The organism is Streptomyces sp. NPDC048612 (assembly GCF_043199295.1).
Lineage (GTDB): Bacteria > Actinomycetota > Actinomycetes > Streptomycetales > Streptomycetaceae > Streptomyces.
The window spans coordinates 96,437-114,539 of sequence record NZ_JBICVV010000005.1 but is presented as its reverse complement, the minus strand read 5'-3'; the positions used below and the strand labels follow the sequence as shown (position 1 = coordinate 114,539).

19 protein-coding genes are annotated in these 18,103 nt (G+C 72.0%); 12 read left to right on the top strand and 7 right to left on the bottom strand.

Features of this window, described 5'->3' with window-relative positions; genetic code table 11:
* The first annotated feature begins 23 nt into the window (after positions 1–23).
* The 7 genes from ACGFN2_RS10730 to ACGFN2_RS10700 all read left to right on the top strand — a co-directional run bounded on the left by ACGFN2_RS10730 (position 24) and on the right by ACGFN2_RS10700 (position 6,435).
* Positions 24–1,178, top strand: a complete 1,155-nt coding sequence (locus tag ACGFN2_RS10730) for an NAD(P)/FAD-dependent oxidoreductase (protein WP_393359185.1) — start codon at positions 24–26, stop codon at positions 1,176–1,178.
* Between the two features lie 27 nt (positions 1,179–1,205).
* The gene (locus ACGFN2_RS10725; protein WP_393359183.1) at positions 1,206–1,520 is read left to right on the top strand and encodes a (2Fe-2S)-binding protein; all 315 of its coding nucleotides are present in this window, start codon (positions 1,206–1,208) and stop codon (positions 1,518–1,520) included.
* Positions 1,501–2,964: an FAD-dependent oxidoreductase gene (locus ACGFN2_RS10720; RefSeq protein WP_393359181.1), complete on the top strand. Its 1,464-nt coding sequence runs from the start codon at positions 1,501–1,503 to the stop codon at positions 2,962–2,964. Before ACGFN2_RS10725 ends, ACGFN2_RS10720 begins: the two co-directional genes overlap by 20 nt.
* Before the next feature lie 71 nt (positions 2,965–3,035).
* A complete protein-coding gene (locus ACGFN2_RS10715; protein WP_362614911.1) occupies positions 3,036–3,944 on the top strand; it encodes a dihydrodipicolinate synthase family protein in 909 nt (302 codons plus the stop codon).
* Between the two features lie 31 nt (positions 3,945–3,975).
* Positions 3,976–4,980 (top strand): proline racemase family protein, encoded by a 1,005-nt coding sequence (locus ACGFN2_RS10710; RefSeq protein ID WP_393359451.1) that lies wholly within the window; start codon positions 3,976–3,978, stop codon positions 4,978–4,980.
* Between the two features lie 174 nt (positions 4,981–5,154).
* Positions 5,155–5,841: a GntR family transcriptional regulator gene (locus ACGFN2_RS10705; protein ID WP_362614913.1), complete on the top strand. Its 687-nt coding sequence runs from the start codon at positions 5,155–5,157 to the stop codon at positions 5,839–5,841.
* A 33-nt stretch (positions 5,842–5,874) separates the two neighbouring features.
* Entirely contained in the window at positions 5,875–6,435 is a 561-nt protein-coding gene (locus ACGFN2_RS10700; RefSeq protein WP_393359449.1) for a GNAT family N-acetyltransferase, read from the top strand.
* Between the two features lie 39 nt (positions 6,436–6,474).
* Here ACGFN2_RS10700 and ACGFN2_RS10695 read toward each other — a convergent pair whose 3' ends face one another.
* Positions 6,475–7,029 carry a hypothetical protein gene (locus tag ACGFN2_RS10695; RefSeq protein WP_393359178.1) on the bottom strand — a complete coding sequence of 185 codons (555 nt, stop codon included), beginning with the start codon at positions 7,027–7,029 and terminating at the stop codon, positions 6,475–6,477.
* 598 nt (positions 7,030–7,627) lie between these two features.
* The gene (locus tag ACGFN2_RS10690) at positions 7,628–7,915 is read right to left on the bottom strand and encodes a hypothetical protein (RefSeq protein WP_393359176.1); all 288 of its coding nucleotides are present in this window, start codon (positions 7,913–7,915) and stop codon (positions 7,628–7,630) included.
* Positions 7,916–8,177: 262 nt separating this feature from the next.
* Between ACGFN2_RS10690 and ACGFN2_RS10685 the strand changes: the two genes are divergently transcribed.
* On the top strand, positions 8,178–8,939 hold the full coding sequence (locus ACGFN2_RS10685) for a MerR family transcriptional regulator (RefSeq protein WP_393359174.1): 762 nt from the start codon (positions 8,178–8,180) through the stop codon (positions 8,937–8,939).
* Between the two features lie 77 nt (positions 8,940–9,016).
* Here ACGFN2_RS10685 and ACGFN2_RS10680 read toward each other — a convergent pair whose 3' ends face one another.
* Positions 9,017–9,496, bottom strand: a complete 480-nt coding sequence (locus tag ACGFN2_RS10680; RefSeq protein ID WP_362613248.1) for a hypothetical protein — start codon at positions 9,494–9,496, stop codon at positions 9,017–9,019.
* An 86-nt stretch (positions 9,497–9,582) separates the two neighbouring features.
* A complete protein-coding gene (locus ACGFN2_RS10675) occupies positions 9,583–10,080 on the bottom strand; it encodes a CGNR zinc finger domain-containing protein (RefSeq protein ID WP_393359172.1) in 498 nt (165 codons plus the stop codon).
* A gap of 174 nt (positions 10,081–10,254) precedes the next feature.
* Between ACGFN2_RS10675 and ACGFN2_RS10670 the strand changes: the two genes are divergently transcribed.
* On the top strand, positions 10,255–10,617 hold the full coding sequence (locus ACGFN2_RS10670) for an alpha/beta fold hydrolase (protein WP_393359447.1): 363 nt from the start codon (positions 10,255–10,257) through the stop codon (positions 10,615–10,617).
* A gap of 473 nt (positions 10,618–11,090) precedes the next feature.
* Positions 11,091–12,449, top strand: coding sequence for a flavin monoamine oxidase family protein (locus ACGFN2_RS10665; protein WP_393359170.1), 1,359 nt, complete (start codon positions 11,091–11,093; stop codon positions 12,447–12,449).
* 63 nt (positions 12,450–12,512) lie between these two features.
* Here ACGFN2_RS10665 and ACGFN2_RS10660 read toward each other — a convergent pair whose 3' ends face one another.
* Complete coding sequence (locus tag ACGFN2_RS10660; RefSeq protein ID WP_393359168.1) at positions 12,513–12,707, bottom strand: hypothetical protein; 195 nt, start codon at positions 12,705–12,707, stop codon at positions 12,513–12,515.
* Between the two features lie 529 nt (positions 12,708–13,236).
* Between ACGFN2_RS10660 and ACGFN2_RS10655 the strand changes: the two genes are divergently transcribed.
* Both ACGFN2_RS10655 and ACGFN2_RS10650 read left to right on the top strand, forming a co-directional pair.
* Positions 13,237–14,367 carry a hypothetical protein gene (locus ACGFN2_RS10655; protein ID WP_362613239.1) on the top strand — a complete coding sequence of 377 codons (1,131 nt, stop codon included), beginning with the start codon at positions 13,237–13,239 and terminating at the stop codon, positions 14,365–14,367.
* Positions 14,368–14,559: 192 nt separating this feature from the next.
* Positions 14,560–14,991 carry a GNAT family N-acetyltransferase gene (locus ACGFN2_RS10650; RefSeq protein ID WP_393359166.1) on the top strand — a complete coding sequence of 144 codons (432 nt, stop codon included), beginning with the start codon at positions 14,560–14,562 and terminating at the stop codon, positions 14,989–14,991.
* 68 nt (positions 14,992–15,059) lie between these two features.
* On the opposite strand, the gene ACGFN2_RS10645 is transcribed toward ACGFN2_RS10650, so the two are convergent.
* Positions 15,060–17,450 carry an ATP-binding cassette domain-containing protein gene (locus tag ACGFN2_RS10645; protein WP_393359164.1) on the bottom strand — a complete coding sequence of 797 codons (2,391 nt, stop codon included), beginning with the start codon at positions 17,448–17,450 and terminating at the stop codon, positions 15,060–15,062.
* 237 nt (positions 17,451–17,687) lie between these two features.
* A complete protein-coding gene (locus ACGFN2_RS10640; RefSeq protein WP_362613232.1) occupies positions 17,688–18,098 on the bottom strand; it encodes a VOC family protein in 411 nt (136 codons plus the stop codon).
* Positions 18,099–18,103: the final 5 nt, after the last annotated feature.

Below are 18,103 nucleotides of genomic sequence, written 5' to 3'. Positions count from 1 at the left end.
GTGCAATGTGAAATATTACTGAGGTGCTGACGAGAAGAACCTCGGATGTCATCGTCGTCGGAGCGGGCGTCGTCGGCGCGGCCTGCGCCTACTACGCGGCCCGTGCCGGACTCACCGTCACCGTGCTCGACCGGGGCCCCGTCGCGGGCGGCACCACGGGCGCCGGTGAGGGCAACCTGCTGGTCTCCGACAAGGAACCCGGACCCGAACTCGAACTCGCCCTGCTGTCCACCGCGTTGTGGCGGAACCTCGCGGAACTGCTCCCGCCACACATCGAGTACGAGCCCAAGGGCGGCCTCGTGGTCGCCTCCGACGAGCCCGGGATGCACGCCCTGCGCACCTTCGCCGCCGGACAGGACAAGGCCGGAGTGCGGGCGGAGGAGATCCCCGGGGACCGGCTGCGGGAGCTGGAGCCACATCTGACTCCCGGCCTGGCAGGGGGCTTTCACTATCCGCAGGACGCCCAGGTGATGCCGGCCCTGGCCGCCGCCCACCTGCTGCGCGCGGGCGGCGACCGGGTCCGCCTGCGGCTCGGCGAGGAGGTCACCGGCCTGCTGACCACGGCCGACGGCGCGGTGCGGGGGGTGCGTACGGCGGCCGGCGAGGCGCATGCCCCGCACGTGGTCAACGCGGCCGGCACCTGGGGCGGCGAGTTCGCCCGGCTCGCCGGTGTCGGCCTTCCGGTGCTGCCGCGCCGCGGCTTCGTACTCGTCACGGAACCACTGCCGCGGGTGGTGCGGCGCAAGGTGTACGCGGCCGACTACGTCGCCGACGTCGCCAGCGGCTCGGCGGCGCTGCAGACCTCGGCGGTGGTCGAGGGCACCGCGGCCGGCCCCGTACTGATCGGCGCCAGCCGGGAACGGGTCGGTTTCGACCGGGCGCTGTCGGCCGAGGCGCTGCGCCGCCTGGCCGCCCAGGCCACCGCGCTGTTCCCGGTCCTGGCCGGGGTCCGCGCGCTGCGGACCTATGCGGGGTTCCGCCCCTACCTGCCCGACCACCTGCCGGCCATCGGCCCCGACCGGCGCGTGCCAGGCCTGCTGCACGCCTGCGGCCACGAAGGCGCGGGGATCGGCCTCGCCCCGGCCACCGGGCTGCTCCTCGCCCGGTTCATGGCCGGGGAGGAACCACCCCTGGACGCAGGCCCGTTCGACCCCGACCGCTTCGAGACCGCCGTCTGAACCGTCCACCACGAGAGGAGGCCCGCCGTGGCCCGTACCCCCATCGAACTGGCAGGGGCGCACCCCGCCGCGCCGTTCGAGATCACCCTGGACGGCCGTCCGGTCCCCGCGCTGCCCGGTCAGTCCGTCGCCGCGGTGCTGTGGTCCGCCGGCATCCTCGCCTGGCGCACCACCCGCACCACCGGCCGCCCCCGGGGCGCCTTCTGCGGCATCGGGCAGTGCCACGACTGCCTGGCCACCATCAACGGGAAGCCCAACCGCCGGGCCTGCCTGGTGCCCGCCCGCCCCGGCGACGCGATCCGCACCCAGGAGGGACACGGCCATGCCCGACTCGGCGTCTGACCCGTACGACCTCGCGGTGATCGGAGCGGGCCCCGCCGGTCTCAACGGAGCCGTCACGGCTGCCGAACTCGGGCTCTCCGTGGCTCTGTTGGACGCCTCACCGCAGACCGGCGGCCAGTTCTACCGGCACCCGGCGCCGGCCCTCGGCGCGGCCCGGCCCGAGGCGCTGCACCACGACTGGCGGGCGTTCACCACACTCCGCGGGCGCCTGGAGCGCAGCGACGTCCAGCACCTCGCCGGGCACCACGTCTGGGCCATCACCCAGGAGGATGACGGCCCGTGGGTGGTGCACGCCGCCACCGGAGCCGACGGCACCGCGGAACATCCGGCCCGGGTGCGGGCCCGTACCGTCCTGCTCGCGACCGGTGCGTACGAACGCCAACTCCCCGCACCCGGCTGGACCTTGCCGGGGGTCGTGGGAGCCGGGGGAGCGCAGGCCATGCTCAAGTCCGGGCTGGTGCTGCCCGGCAGGCGCATCGTCGTCGCGGGCAGCGGCCCCCTGCTGCTCGCGGTCGCCACCTCGCTGGCCGCGGCCGGCGCCCGCATCCCCGCCGTCATCGAGGCATCCGGCTACCGGGGCTACACACGGCATCCCCGCGCGCTCGCGGCCAACCCGCGCAAACTCACCGAGGCGGCGGCTCACGGGGCGGCTCTGCTGCGGCACCGCATACCGCTGCGTACCCACAGCGCGGTCACCGAGGTACATGGCACCGACCGGGTCGCCGCCGTCACCGTCACCCGCCTCGACCGCGACTGGCGGCCCGTCCCGGGCACCGCCCGGCGGATCACCTGCGACGCGCTCGCGATCGGGCACGGCCTCGTCCCGCAGATCGAACTCGCCACCGCTCTCAGCTGCGCCACCCGCCCCACCGCGGACGGCACCATCGCCCTGGCCCTGAACGGACTGCAGGAGACCTCGGTACGCGGGATCTGGGCGGCGGGGGAGACCGGAGGTGTGGGCGGCGCCCAACTGGCCATGGTGGAAGGCGAGATGGCCGGAATCGCGGTGGCCGCCAGACTCCACGGATACCGCCCTCCCGCACGGCGCATACGTGAGCTGTGCCGCCGACGGGACCGGATGCGGGCCTTCGCCGAGGCGATGGCCGCCTGTCACACACCGGCGGCGGGCTGGGCGGACTGGCTCACCGACGACACGGAGGTCTGCCGCTGCGAGGAGGTGACCGCCGGCGAGATCCGCGAGGCCGTCACCGGACTCGGCGCCCGCGACGCACGCACCGTCAAACTCCTCACCCGGGCCGGTATGGGCTGGTGCCAGGGGCGGATGTGCGGGACGGCCACCGCCTGCCTCGCGGCAGCCGGCGGAGCCGTGCAGCCTCCCGCCGAACGCCGCCCGTTCGCGGTCCCCGTCCCGCTCTCGGCGCTCGCCGCGCCCGACGCACCCACCGGGAGCCGGCCGGACACCACCCCGGCCGCCGACGACTGACCCACGGGCCGCCCTCGTGGGCGTCACACCCCACCTACAGGACTCCACCCGCCACAGAAGGGTTCACCGGCATGACCGCCCACACCTGGAACGCCACCCGCCCCTGGCGCGGCATCATGGTCGCCACCGCACTGCCCCTGCGCGCCGACCTATCCGTCGACCACGACGCCTACGCCCGGCACGTCCGCTGGCTGATCGAGCAGGGCTGCGACGGTGTCGTCCCGAACGGCTCGCTCGGCGAGTACCAGACCCTCACCGACGACGAGCGGGCCCGCGTGGTGCGGACCGCGGTCGAAGCGGCCGGTGACGGCGCGCGGGTCATGCCCGGCGTCGCCGCCTACGGCAGCGCCGAGGCCCGGCGCTGGGCCGAGCAGGCGGGCGAGGCCGGCTGCGGCTCGGTCCTGCTGCTGCCCCCGAACGCCTACCGCGCCGACGAACCGGCCGTCCGCGCCCACTACACCGAGGTAGCCAGGGCAGGGCTGCCGGTCGTCGCGTACAACAACCCCCTCGACACCAAGGTGGACCTGACCCCCGCGCTGCTGGCCCGGCTGCACCAGGACGGCGACATCGTCGCGGTCAAGGAGTTCTCCGGCGACGTACGGCGCGCCTACGAGATCGCCGAACTCGCCCCAGAACTCGACCTGTTGATCGGCGCCGACGACGTCCTGCTGGAACTCGCCGTGGCCGGCGCCGTCGGCTGGATCGCCGGCTACCCCAACGCCTTCCCCGCCACCTGCGCCGAGCTCTACCGTGCCGCCGTCGCCGGAGACCTGCCCACCGCCCGGCCGCTCTACCGCTCCCTGCACCCGCTGCTGCGCTGGGACTCGAAGACGGAGTTCGTCCAGTGCATCAAGCTGTCCATGGACCTCGCCGGCCGCCACGGCGGCCCCGCCCGCCCGCCGCGCTCCCCGCTCACCGGGGAGACCGAGGCCGAGGTCCGGGCCGCCACCGAGAAGGCCCTGGCCGCCGGCCACCACTGACCGCGGCCGTCCCGCAGCGAAAGGACCGATGGTGCGTACGCGTCATGTCTTCCACGCCGTCGACTCGCACACCGAGGGCATGCCCACCCGTGTGATCACCGGTGGCGTCGGGGTGATACCCGGAGCCACCATGGCCGAGCGCAGACTCCACTTCATCGACCACCTCGACCACCTCAGGACCCTCCTGATGTACGAGCCGCGCGGGCACTCCGCCATGAGCGGCGCCATCCTCCAGCCGCCCACCCGCGCCGACGCGGACTACGGCGTCCTCTACATCGAGGTCTCCGGCCTGCTGCCGATGTGCGGACACGGCACCATCGGGGTCGCCACCGTCCTCGTCGAGTCGGGCATGGTGCCGGTGACCGAGCCGGTCACCCCCGTCCGGCTCGACACCCCTGCCGGTCTGGTCGCCGTCGACGTCCACGTCGCGGACGGCGCCGCGACCTCGGTCACCCTCACCAACGTGCCCGCCTTCTGCGCCGGCCTGGACCGCACCGTCGAGGTCCCCGACTACGGGAAGGTCACCTACGACCTCGCCTTCGGCGGCAACTTCTACGCGTTCGTGGATCTCGACGCACTGGCCCTGCCGTTCGACCGGACCCGCAAGGACGACCTGCTGGCCGCCGGACTGGCCGTCATGGCGGCGATCAACGCCTCACCGGACCGGCCGGTCCACCCCGAGCGGCCGGAGATCGCCGGGGTCAAGCATGTCTACCTGGCCGCTCCCGGCTCGGACGCCCATCACTCGCGGCATGCGATGGCCATCCACCCTGGCTGGTTCGACCGCTCGCCGTGCGGCACCGGTACCTCGGCGCGGATGGCGCAGCTGCACGCCCGCGGTGAACTGCCCCTGGACCGCGACTTCGTCAACGAGTCCTTCATCGGCACCCGCTTCACCGGCCGGCTCGTCGCCGAGACCGAGGTCGGCGGGCTGCCCGCCGTGGTCCCCACCGTCACCGGCCGGGCCTGGATCACCGGCACCGCCCAGTACTTCCTCGACCCGGACGACCCGTTCCCCGCAGGCTTCCTCCTATGACCACCGCCGTGCTGTCCGGCCCCTCGCTCCACCGGGCCACGGCCCGCCGCACGAAGGGGGCCGCGCCACACGGGAGTTCCGCACCATGAGCCGCGCGCATGCCCTGCCACCCGCGGAAACAATGTGAAATTGTATGCTGGCGATCCGCTCCGCCATGAAGGGATCACCACCGCTATGGGGCACCTGAAGCACCGCGATCTCAACGCCACCCGGGAGCGGTTGCGCGACCAGGTCGCCCACGCCCTGCGGGCCGCCCTGATCTCCGGTGAGCTGCGGCCGGGCGAGGTGTACTCGGCGCCGGTCCTGGCCGAGGACTTCGGGATCTCGGCCACGCCCGTACGCGAGGCGATGCTCGACCTGGCGCGCGAGGGCCTGGTCGAGCCCGTCCGCAACAAGGGCTTCCGGGTCACCGAGGTCAATGAGCGCGACCTCGACCAGTACACCGAGATCCGCGCACTCATCGAGATCCCCATGATCGGCCGGATCACCCGCACCGCCACCCGCGAGCAACTGGAGGCGCTGCGGCCGGTCGCCGGCGAGATCGTGCGCGCCGCGCGCGACCACGACCTCATCGGCTACTTGGAGGCCGACCGGCAGTTCCACCTCGAACTCCTCGGGCTCAGCGGCAACGAGCGCCTCGTCGAGACCGTCAGCGATCTCCGCAAGCGCTCGCGCCTGTACGGCCTGACCGCCCTGGACGAGCGGGGCGAACTCATCCCGTCGGCCGAGGAGCACTTCGCACTCCTCGACCTGATGCTGGCGGGCGACGCGAAGGGCGCCGAGAAGTGCATGGCCAAGCACCTGGGCCATGTCCGCTCACTCTGGGCCAAAAGCGGGACCAAGGAGAAGTCCGGCAAGTAGACGGCGACGGTGGAAACGGAGCACCTGGTGAACATGTCCGCCACGCTGCACGCGGCCGCAACACCGGCCGCGCCCGCGCTCGTTCTGCGCCCCTGGTCCCTGGACGACGTCGACGCACTGGTGGAGGCGTACCGGGACCGCTCCCTGGGGCGCTGGGCCACCTCGCGCCCGGAGAACCGGGCCGCCGGGGTGCGGTGGGTACAGGACCATCAGCGAGGCTGGGCGGCGGGGGAGCAGTTCGCCTTCGCGGTCCTGGAAGCGGGCTCGGAGGGGGCTGCCCCGCGGTTGGTGGGCCACGTGGTGCTCAAGGACGTCGCTCCCGGCAATCCGTCCGCCGAAGCCGGCTACTGGACAGCGTCCCACGCACGAGGACGAGGCATCGCCTCCCGCGCTCTGGAAACGCTCACCACCTGGGCCTTCGAGACCTTCCAGGCCGACGGGCTGGAGGCCCTGGAACTCCTGCACCAGGTGGACAACGTCGCCTCCTGCCTCGTGGCGCAGAAGTGCCGCTACGAGTTCGCGAGAACCCTGCCGGCGGCACCGCCCCTGTACCCCTTGGACGGTCATCTGCACCGTCGCCGCGCGCACCCCTGACGACTCCGGACCGACCGTCCTGCGCGCAAGACCAGCGCGCTATCGGGGCGGGGGACCGGCCAGCCCGTCCAGGATGGTGTTGTACCGGTCGCCGAAGTCGATGCGGGTGATGTCCTCGTAGCGGCAGGACGACGGGTCCACGGCCCAGCGGGCTCGCGGATTGACTTCCAGCAGCCGGAGCCGCTTCTTCCCGAAGCGCACCGGTGCCCCGATGTACACCACGCCCGGGTCCAGATCCTCTTCGAAGAAGGCCAGCAGGCGGTAGTGCCTGCCGGCCGACTCCGCCAAGGACCGGGCGTCGGTCAGCGCGAGGGCGCCACGCGGCTCGGGCGGAGGCCAGGGACCGTGCCGCTGGAGCCAACGCACCATCAGATCGCGCGACCCCCGCCGTTTGACCTGCACGATGTCGCGGGTCCTGAGCGCCACGAACCCGTCCAGGGCGAGACGGCCGCACTCCGCGACCACGGTCCACGAGGGCGTCGTCTCGACCACGAACCCCTCGACCTCGTCGCAGCCCGGAATCCCACGCACGAGATGCGTGAACTGATGCTTGTCGGCGGCCTCTTGCAGCTGCCGCCGTATCCCCTCGCCCATGCCTCCATGCTCCTCCCGGGCGGGTCCGCGCACCATTGAATTTCGCACCGGCGGTTACGGGGGCCCTACGGCGTGCGCTTGGGATTAGCCCAACGACACGTCGAGCAGAGGCCGTTGACGCGCGCGGACTGCAACCAGATGCTCAAATGTGGCTCAGAAATGACTCAGATCGCCCTGTCTGCGGGCGGCAGTTCGTACACTCGTAGTGTCGAACACTACGAGCAGGAGGACCGATGAAATCCACTCTCAGTCGCCTGGCCTCCCGCGTCATGTCGTTCATGCTGCGCGGGCGCCGGCCTCGACTCGACCACCCTGACGCGCACCGGCCTGCCGTGCCTCACCAGGACGCGAACCTGGCCAACTACTCACCCTCCATGGTGCCGGGGAGCGGCTCAGGCGCCACCGGGCTCTGAACCAAGAGCCCCGTGGCGGCTTACTTCAAGACGTTGCCTTGGGGGACGGATAGCCCATCCGCGGGCGCGCCGGATTGTCGGCGCGCCCGCGTTCACGTTCACCTGCGCATCGAAGCAGCGTGCTTCCGCGCTCAAGCCTGTGCCCGGGGCTCCGGCCTGCTGGACTACCGCAGCGGACAACGGCGTCAGGCGCTTTCGCGTTCGTTCGTCTCCTTGCGGGCTGCGGCCCGGGTACGACGGCGGCCGAGCAGAGTGCATCCCACCGTCACCAGGCCGATGGCGATGACCTTGGAGACTCCGTAGTAGCCGGATGCCGGCTCCTCCGGGGTGCCCGGCAGCCGGAAAAAGAACCACACTGCCCCGACGCCGCCGAGAACGATCAGTGCGATGGCCCCCCATGTCCCGAGGCCCTCCCACCAGACTCCCGGGATGTGCCCCCGCTCGTCGGTCTGCTCGATGTCCTTGTCGGCCATGGTCTGTTCTCCTGGGCATGTGGTGACGGAAGCGGGGGAGGAGACGCGGGCCCGGCGCGGAAGGTTCACCGGCCAACGTTCCCTGGTGGAGCCGACATCCTGTCACCCCGCCGGTTGCCGGACGTTGGGCGTGGACGCCGCCGGAGCCGATGAGCGTGCTGAGATCTCGGCATCGGACTTGAAGTTGTCGCTGCGGCAGCTTCTACCGTCCTGAACAGGGCCGGAGCGGCCGGCCCGGTGAGGTACCTGCGAGGAGGCGGCGATGGCCTGGCCGATTGCGGAGGTCGCCCGGATGTCGGGGGTGACGGCCCGGACACTGCGGCACTACGACGCGATCGGGTTGCTGCCCCCGGCCCGGATCGGCACCAACGGTCACCGCTACTACGAGGAGCGCGAGTTGCTGCGGTTGCAGCAGATCCTCGTGCTGCGGGCGCTGGGCCTGGGGCTGCCCGAGATCGGCCGGGTCCTGGCCGAGCAGGTCGACGAGCTGGAGGCCCTGCGCGGCCACCACCGCCGCCTGCTCGGCGAACGCGACCGGCTGGACGGCCTGGCCGGCACCGTCTCCCGCACGATCACCCAACTGGAACAGTCCAGGAAGGACGGTAGCCCCATGACCAGCATCAACCGACCGGAGAACCTCTTCGAGGGCGTACAGCCCGCCCAGTACGGGGAGAGCCTGCGTGACTTCCCGGAGCTGGCGGGTGACATCGCGCGGCACGTCTCGACGATGAGCGAGGCGGAGATCGACGCCGGGCACCGCAAGCGCACGGCGCAGATGATCCGCCTGGCCGAACTGCTGGCCGCCGGGACACCCGCCGACGCCGAACCGGTGCAGGCCGAGATCGATGCCCAGTACCGCGGGCTCAGCGAACTCCGGGTGGTCTCCGCCGAGGAGTATCGCGCGATCGGGCGTTCCTGCGTGGACAAGGAGCAGTGGCGCGCGGCCTACGAGGCGATCGCACCGGGCCTGGCCGAGTATCAGCGCGATGCCATCGAGGCGTACGCCGGGTCGCGGCTGAGCTGAGGCGACCCCGGGCCGCCGGCCCCGGCAACGGCCCGGGCGGCGGCCCTCATTGGTGGGGCAGATGAGACCGGGGACCCTTACCAGGCGGCCGGGTTCCTCGCGAACGCGGCCAGGTTGCGGGGGCACCGCATGCGTTCGCTGTAGTCCGGGCCGTGCTGCGCCTCGTCTTCCGCGTACTCCGTGGGGTCCCAGTCGTCCGCTTCCTGGAGTTCGTACATGAGGGCCATGAGATCGTCGCCGATCTGGAACGGGCCGTCGTCCCACGGATGCGCGTCATGGGTGCAGCCGTCCTCGCGCCGATGGAAGGTGGCGTACGCCGCCGCCAGCGCGTTCTCCGCACGGCGGACGAGGTCCGGGCGCTCGTCACACCACTCCATCCACGGGCCCACGGCAGCGACACCGAGTATCCAGTAGGCGGTGGCGGCACTGTCCAAGTCGGTCTCCAGCCGGCTGATGGAGAGTTCGACGGTCGCCCACGGGTCCCCGGTCGGGTAGCCGCCGATGACGTTCTCGATGTGGCTGGTGAACTCGGTGAGGTCTTTCCATGATCCAAACACGTGGTGACTGACGAGGGTGGCCCTGGGAAGGTTCCCTCAGCCACATTCCCACTCAGTCAGCGGCGCTCTGCCTACCGCGGCGCCGCTCACCCAGCCCCGCCGCCCGGCTGGGCTCCGCCCCTGGCCGCCTTCAGATTGGCCTTCTTCATCTTGTTGCCGCAGGTGGCCATGGAGCACCACCGCCGACGTCGGCCCCGGCTGGTGTCCACGAACAGCCCCCCGCAGGTGCTCTGCTCGCAGCGCTTGATCTCACCGTCGTGGTGGCCGCCGAGGGTCGCCACGGCGTCGAGGGCGACGACGGCGAGCGCGGCCCGCGCGGGATCGGACTCCGGTAGCTGCCACCTGGCCTGCCCGCCGGTGAGGACGAGCCGCGCCCGGTGACGCGCGCTCCAGTGGTTGAGCAGCTGCTCATCGGCCGCCTCCGGCACACTGCCGGAGGCGAGGGCGGTGCCGGCCCGGTGGATCGCCTCGCGCAGGGCGCGCGCGTCCCGGAGGAGGGTGTCGGAGACCGGCATCTCCGCACCGCCCAGCCCGTTGGCGGTCAGCCAGGCCCGCAGCTGGTCGGGGGTGGCGATCCGTTCCACCGGATCGGCACCGTGAGCGGCGTCCCCCGGCTCCCGGACGGCTTCACGGACCTCTTCGACAGCACCCTCGTCCGTGTCGGAGAGGTGGAGCTGCACACCGTCCAGGGCGGCGCCGGGCGCCCCCTCCTCCTCGTCGGCGGCTGGCCGCAGAACTGGTACGCATGGCGCCTGGTCATGCCGCGCCTGGCGGAGCGCTTCCGCGTGATCGCGGTCGATCCGCGCGGTGTCGGACCGTCCGACAGGCCCCACGGCGGATACGACACCGGCACCGTCGCGGCCGAACTCGTCGCCCTCATGAGAGCGCTCGGCCACGAACGCTTCGCCATGGTGGGACACGACGTCGGCATGTGGCTCGGCTACGCCCTCGCCGCGGACCACCGCGACGCGCTCGAACGCCTCGCCCTGCTCCGACGCCACCCTCCCCGGCCTCGCGCCCGACATCCCGCTCTTCGGCACCGAGGCACAGAACGACCTGCTGTGGCACTTCGCCTTCAACCGCAAGCGGTCCGTCAACGAACAGCTCGTCCGGGGCCGTGAGCACGTCTACCACGGCGACCAGTTCCGCCAGAAGGCCGCACGTCCACTGCCCGCCTCCGCCGTCGACTTCTACGTCGAGAGCCTCGCCCGCGACCCCGAAGCCCTGCGCGCCAGCTTCGAGTACTACCGGGCCACCGACGACAACATCGCCCAGAACCGCCGGCGGGGACGCCATCCGCTGACCCTGCCCGTCCTGAGCGTCGCCGGCGACCGGGGGCAGGGTGAGCGCCTCGCCGCCCTCCTCGCCCCCGTGACCGAACGGCTCGACAGCGCCGTCCTGCCCGACTGCGGCCACTACGTTCCCGAGGAGCAGCCCGACGTCCTCCTGGCACACCTCCTGCCCTTCCTGCACGACTGACCCCGCCCCGCCGGACCGCGCACGACTCACCCGACCGGACGCCTGCGCCGCCCGGCCGAAGCGCTCACCGGGCGCCGCGCGCTCCGGCAGGCGAGGCTGCATGTGGAGGTGGGTCATGGAGCAGCTGACAGCGGACGTGTGCGTCGTGGGCGCCGGATTCGCGGGACTGGCGGCCGCACGGCAGCTGGCCGAGGCCGGGCGTTCGGTCGTCGTACTCGAAGCCAGGGACCGGGTGGGCGGGCGCGTCTGGAACCGGGAGCTGCCCGACGGCACCGTCGTCTCCGCGGGTGGCACCTGGCTGGGCAAGGGGCAGGACCGGATGTTCCAGCTCTGCCGCGAGCTGGGGCTGGCGGTCTACCCGCAGTACGACGACGGCGATCACCTGCTGCGCCTCGACGGCCGCAACCACCGTCACCGCGGCATCCCCAAGGCCGGACCGGCGGCACTCGCCACCCTGGGACTGGCCCTCCTCCGCCTGAACCTGATGGCACGCCGACTTCCGCTGGACGCCCCCTGGGAAGCACGGCGCGCACGGGCCTGGGACGCCCGCACGCTCGGGCAGTGGCTCTCCCGTCCGCTCAACGTGCCCTCGTCCACCGCCCACACCCTCCTCAAGTCGACGATGAACCTGCTGTTCTGCGCAGACCCGGCGGAAGTCTCCCTCCTGGGCGCGTTCGTTCTGGCGCGCGGCGGCGGAGGCGGTGGCTTCGGCTACTACACCGACAGCCGGAAGACGGAATCCCACCTCGTGGACGGCGGAGCCCCCGAACTGGCCCGGCGGATGGCCGCGCGCCTCGGCACGGCGGTACACCTGTCGAGCCCGGTCCGCCGGATCGTCCGGAACACCACCGATGTGGAGGTCAGGTCCGATGCGCTCGCCGTACGGGCACGACGGGTCATCGTGGCCACCCCACCCGTGCTCGCCGGCCGTATCGCCTTCGACCCGCCCTTGCCCGCCGCCCACAGTCATCTGCGGCAACGCGTGGTACCCGGGGCGATCATCCGGGTGCACACGCAGTACCCCGAGCCGTTCTGGCGGGGCCAGCGGCTGTCGGGCCAGACACTGGCGCCCGGGTCGCCCGTCCCGATCACCATCGACCAGACCCCGCGTTCGGGCGAACCGGGCGTGCTGAGCAGCTACGCCTTCGGAGCCGGGGCCGTACGGCTGGGCCGCCTGCACCCCAAGGAGCGGCAGGAACTCTGGCTGGACGCGCTCGCCGAGCGCTTCGGCCCGGAGGCGCGCCACCCCACCGCCTACCTGGAGACCGACTGGTCCGAACAACCCTGGTCACTGGGCGGGATGGTCGCCCACTTCCCGCCCGGCGCGCTGACCAACTACGGCAGTGCGCTGCGCGAGCCCGTGGGCCGCATCCACTGGGCGGGCACGGAGTCGGCGACCCTGATGCACGGCCTGATGGAGGGCGCGGTGCGCTCCGGCGAACGAGCCGCCCGCGAGGTCATGGCCGTCAGCTGAAGCGCGGTTCCCTCGACGTCCGTAACTCCCCGTCTAGGGAAGGGAGTTCCTCATCACGAGCACCTAATCGCCACTGCCGCTGGTGCTGTTCGAGTGCCGGCGCCGCCGCTTCCTGGCGTCGTGCAGCACCTCGCTCGCGGCGCGCGTCACGGTCGCCACGACGCGCACCCAGCGGGGTCCGCCGCGCTCCGCCCACACCACACATACGCACCCGCCGATGGCGAGCGCCAGAACGCCGAGCAGTATCAGATTGATCATGTCCCCCCCCATGCCTGCGTGACCGGTGCCTGAGTGGCCCGTGCCCGCGTACCCATGCTTGCTTACCGCTCCAAGATCCTCTCAGATGCGGCGAGATGGAAGTGCCGGGCCCTTCGGGCGGCCCGCCCCAGTGCTCTTCCGGACCCGGACACTCCTGGGGGACTTTCCGGCCATTGACTGACGGAATCGACGCAAAGGGACATGGGTGCGGTAGGAAAGGTGCCGGTCCGCGGAACTTCCCAACCGGTGCCGGAGGAAGTGCATGAAGGACAGGGACGGTAGGGGCACGAGGCCCGGCCGTGCGCAGTGGCCGGTGTGGCCGATGCGGTCGCTGTGGCCGGGCGGCCGATTGCCGCCCCGCAGCGACGACGGGTAGACCCCGGCCGCGCTCCGCCCCACTCCCGCGCCCCGGCTCCACCCCGGTGCCCCCGCTCCTTCAGGGCGCCCACCTGTTCCATCCACCGTCGACGGGACGCTCCCGTACTGCCCGCCGACCGGACCTTCCCGACTCCCGGAAACGGAGACACCCATGCGAAGACGGATACGTGCCGCGGCGGCGGTATGCGCGACCGCGTTCCTCACTCCGCTGCTGACGGCGAGCCCGGCCGCGGCCGCGTCGGTCCGGCCCGCCGACGGCGCCCGTAAGCCCGCGGACTGCCGGCCCGCCCTCCAGGTCCTGGCCTCCCTGCCCGGTTCGGGAGGCAGCGAGGTCAAGGGACTCGGGCCGAAGGACCTGGCGGTGGGCGCCTCGCGCGGTCTGCCCGCGTACTGGACCGGCACCCGGGTCCACCGCGTACCGCTGCCCGCCGGATTCACCGGCGGGACGGTGGCGGCCGTCAACGCGAAGGGGCTGATGGTCGGTTCGCTGCGCGGCGAGGGCAAGACCGCCGCTTTCAGCTTCCGCGCCGGGGCGCGCATGGTGACCCTGCTGCCGGAAGGCGCTCACGCGGCGGACGTCAACGACCAGGGTCTGATCGTCGGCGACGCGGTCAAGAGCGGCAGACTGGTCGGCCTCGTCTGGGACGGTGCACGGATTCACCGCCGGCTCGCGCCGCCCGCCGGATACTCGCTCACCTCGGTGACCGCACTCAACAACGCCGGGCAGATCGCCGGTTCCGGCGAGGCCGTCAAGGACGAGGAGTCATGGTCAGCGGGCCTCGTTTGGCCCGCCAAGAGCGGTGCCCCGGCCGTACCCCTCCAGCGGTTCTGGCCCGCGGGAGTGCCCTACGACTTCTGGTACCCGCGGGACATCGACCGCGCCGGACGGATCGTCGGCACCCACGACTACACCCGGCTGGACACCCTGACGCCCACCCAGTGGCTCCCGCCGTACACGGTCGAGACCCAACCGGGCCTGCTCGGGGAGCGCACCAGCGGCACCTTCCAGGCCATCAGCCCCACCACCAACGTGAGTGTCGGCACCGCCCTCGACAGCCATATGGTCGGGCCCTTCCCGCCCGAGACGGCGCCCCCGCCGCAGGCCCAGATATGGCCCGGTACGGGCCCTCTGCTGGCACTGCCCCGGCTCTCCCCGGAGGGTGCCTCCGAGGCGCACGCCGTCAGTGACGACCAGCGTGTCGGCGGGTCCGCGGCCGACGCCAGGTCGACGCCCCGTGCCGTCATCTGGACCTGCGCCCTGCGACAGGCGTACCGGCCCTGACGACCCGGCCACCCGTCACCACCGACACGGGGCTGTCCGGTTCCTCGTGTGACATCCCGGAGCGCCCCGGCCGGTAACCCCTGCCGCGCCGGGCGCCCCGGTCCGACGGTCCGCGAACTCCGCGCCGCAGCACCCCGGTCCGGGGCCGAAACCGCTCGCGGCACCGCTACCGCCGGATCTACCCTCATGAACATGATCACTCGAAGGGAAGACGGCTACGAAGTCGACACCGACCCGGACCGCCTCGACGTCGGCCTGGTGCACCACTGGCTCTCGACCGACGCGTTCTGGGCCCTGGGCCGCAGTCGCGAAACGGTCGAGCGGTCCATCAGCGGGTCGCTCAACTTCGGCCTCTACGACGACAGCGGCGCTCAGGTCGCGTACGCACGTGTCGTCACGGACCGGGCGACCTTCGCCTGGCTCTGCGATGTCTACGTCGCCCCCACCCACCGCGGCAAGGGACTCGGCACCTGGCTCGCCGAGGCGGTCCGCGACCGCCTGGCCCCCTACCGCCTCAAGCGGACGCTGCTGTCCACCCTCGACGCCCACGAGGTCTACGCCAAGGTCGGGTTCGTGCCCGTACCCGACCCCCAGCGCCTCATGATCATGAAGTCCGCGACCTGACGCGCCTCGCCGGGCAGCGGGCGCCGAAGCACCCGCCCGTGCCGGTCTCGCCGCCGCGCGGGCCCCGGTCAGGCGCCGACGTAGGCCGCGAGGTGCTCGCCGGTGAGCGTCGAGCGGGCGGCGACCAGGTCGGCGGGAGTGCCCTCGAAGACGACCCGGCCGCCGTCGTGCCCGGCGCCGGGACCGAGGTCGATGATCCAGTCGGCGTGCGCCATGACCGCCGGGTGGTGTTCCACGACGATGACCGACTTGCCGGAGTCGACGAGCTGGTCGAGCAGGCCGAGCAGCTGCGCCACATCGGCGAGATGGAGGCCGGCGGTCGGCTCGTCGAGGACGTAGACGCCGCCCTTCTCCGCCATGTGCGTGGCCAGCTTCAGACGCTGCCGCTCGCCACCGGACAAGGTGGTGAGCGGCTGGCCGAGGCTGAGGTAGCCGAGCCCGACGGCGTCCAGCCGCTGCAGGATGCGGTGCGCCGCCGGCGTGCGTGCCTCGCCGTCACCGAAGAACTCCTCGGCCTCGGCGACCGACATCGCCAGCACCTCGCTGATGTCGCGGCCGCCGAAGTGGTGGTCGAGCACGGCTGCCTGGAACCGCTTCCCCTCACACTCCTCACAGGTGGTCGCGACGCCGGCCATCATCGCCAGGTCGGTGAAGGTGACCCCGGCGCCGTTGCACGTGGCACAGGCGCCCTCGGAGTTCGCGCTGAACAGCCCCGGCTTCACCCCGTTGGCCTTCGCGAACGCCTTGCGGATCGGGTCGAGCAGCCCCGTGTACGTCGCCGGATTGCTCCGCCGCGAACCGCGGATCGGACTCTGATCGACCGACACCACACCCGCACCGGCCGGGATCGACCCGTGCACCAGCGAACTCTTGCCGGAGCCCGCGACACCGGTGACCACGGTGAGCACCCCGAGCGGGATGTCGACATCGACCGCGCGCAGGTTGTGCGCCGTCGCCCCGCGGATCTCCAGCGCGCCGGCCGGCCTGCGTACCGACTCCCTGAGGGCGGCCCGGTCGTCGAGATGGCGGCCGGTGACGGTGCCGCCGGACCGCAGACCCTCGACGGTGCCCTCGAAGCAGACCGTGCCGCCCGCCGTACCGGCGCCCGGACCGAGGTCGACGACATGGTCGGCGATCGCGATCGTCTGCGGCTTGTGCTCCACGACGAGCACCGTGTTGCCCTTGTCCCGCAGCCGCAGCAGCAGCTCGTTCATCCGCTGGATGTCATGGGGGTGCAGGCCCGCGGTGGGCTCGTCGAAGACATAGGTGGTGTCGGTGAGCGAGGAGCCGAGGTGCCGGATCATCTTGACGCGCTGCGCCTCGCCGCCCGACAGCGTGCCCGACGAGCGGTCCAGCGACAGATAGCCGAGGCCGATCTCCACGAACGAGTCGAGGCTCCGCCGCAGCGCGGTGAGCAGCGGCGCCACCGACGGCTCGGCGAGACCGCCGACCCACGCGGCCAGGTCGCTGATCTGCATCGCACAGGCGTCGGCGATGCTGACCCCGTCGATCCGCGACGACCTGGCCCCTTCACTGAGCCGGGTGCCGTCGCACTCGGGGCAGGTGGTGAAGGTGACCGCCCGCTCCACGAACGCCCGGATGTGCGGCTGCATCGCCTCCTTGTCCTTGGACAGGAACGACTTCTGGATCTTGGGGATCAGCCCCTCGTAGGTGAGGTTCACGCCCTCGACCTTCACCTTGGTCGGCTCCCGGTAGAGGAAGTCCTGCATCTCCCTCTTGGTGTACTTGCGGATCGGCTTGTCCGGGTCGAGCAGGCCCGACTCGGCATAGACCCGCACGGTCCAGAAACTGTCCGACTTCCAGCCGGGGATGGTGAACGCGCCCTCGGCGAGCGACTTGGAATCGTCGTAGAGCTGGGTCAGGTCGATGTCGGAGACGGTGCCCCGGCCCTCGCAGCGCGGACACATGCCGCCAGTGCGGGAGAAGGTCGCCTTCACCGTCCTCTTCGCACCGCGCTCCACGGTGATCGCACCGCTCGCCCGGACCGAGGGGACATTGAAGGCGTACGCGCTGGGCGCGCCGATGTGCGGCTGCCCGAGCCGGCTGAAGAGGATGCGCAGCATCGCGTTGGCATCGGTCGCGGTGCCGACCGTGGAGCGGGTGTCGGCCCCCATCCGCTGCTGGTCGACGATGATCGCGGTCGTCAGCCCCTCAAGGACATCGACCTCGGGCCGCGCCAGCGTCGGCATGAAGCCCTGCACGAACGCGCTGTAGGTCTCATTGATCAGCCGCTGCGACTCCGCGGCGATGGTGTTGAACACCAGCGAGCTCTTGCCCGACCCGGAGACACCGGTGAACACCGTCAGCCGGCGCTTCGGCAGCTCGATGCTGACGTCCTTGAGGTTGTTCACCCGCGCACCGTGCACGCGGATCAGATCGTGACGGTCGGCGACGTGCGGCGCGGGCGACTGCGGGTCCGGTCTCGGGGCCATGCTCATCGTGTCTCCCTCTGTTACGCGGGGCCGCCCACACGGTCCCCGTCGGGCGTCGCCCGGCGCGATCTGACCAGCCTCGCACAGGGCGCCTGATTCGCCCCCGCCCCGGCCAGCGGTACTCCGGGCCGCGACGGCCCCGGCCGGCGGCGTCGGCCAACGGCGGGGGAGTGCGCTGGAAGCAGCCCGGGGGCGCGGTCCACAGCGCCGCCCGCGCGGCTCATGGCCGAGACCCCGGACGGCTCAGCGCAGCTCCTGGATGCGGAGCAGATTGCCCGCGGGGTCACGTACCGCGCAGTCGCGTACGCCGTACGGCTGCTCGGTGGGCTCCTGGACGACCTCGGTGTCGCCGGCCTGCAGCCGCGCGAAGGTGCCGTCGAGATCGGCGGTCGCCAGGAGCACCCGGGCGTAGGTGCCCTTGGCCATCATCTCGGCGATGATGCGGCGCTCGTCGTCGGTGATGCCGGGGTCGGCGGCCGGCGGCTCCAGGACGAGGGAGGTGCCGGGCTGGCCGGGAGGCCCGACCGTGAGCCAGCGCATGCCCTGGTACCCGACGTCGTTGCGGACCTCGAAGCCGAGGAGGTCGCGGTAGAAGGCGAGGGAGGCGTCCGGGTCGGTGTGCGGGAGGAAGCTCGCGTGAATGCTGATGTCCATGGCCG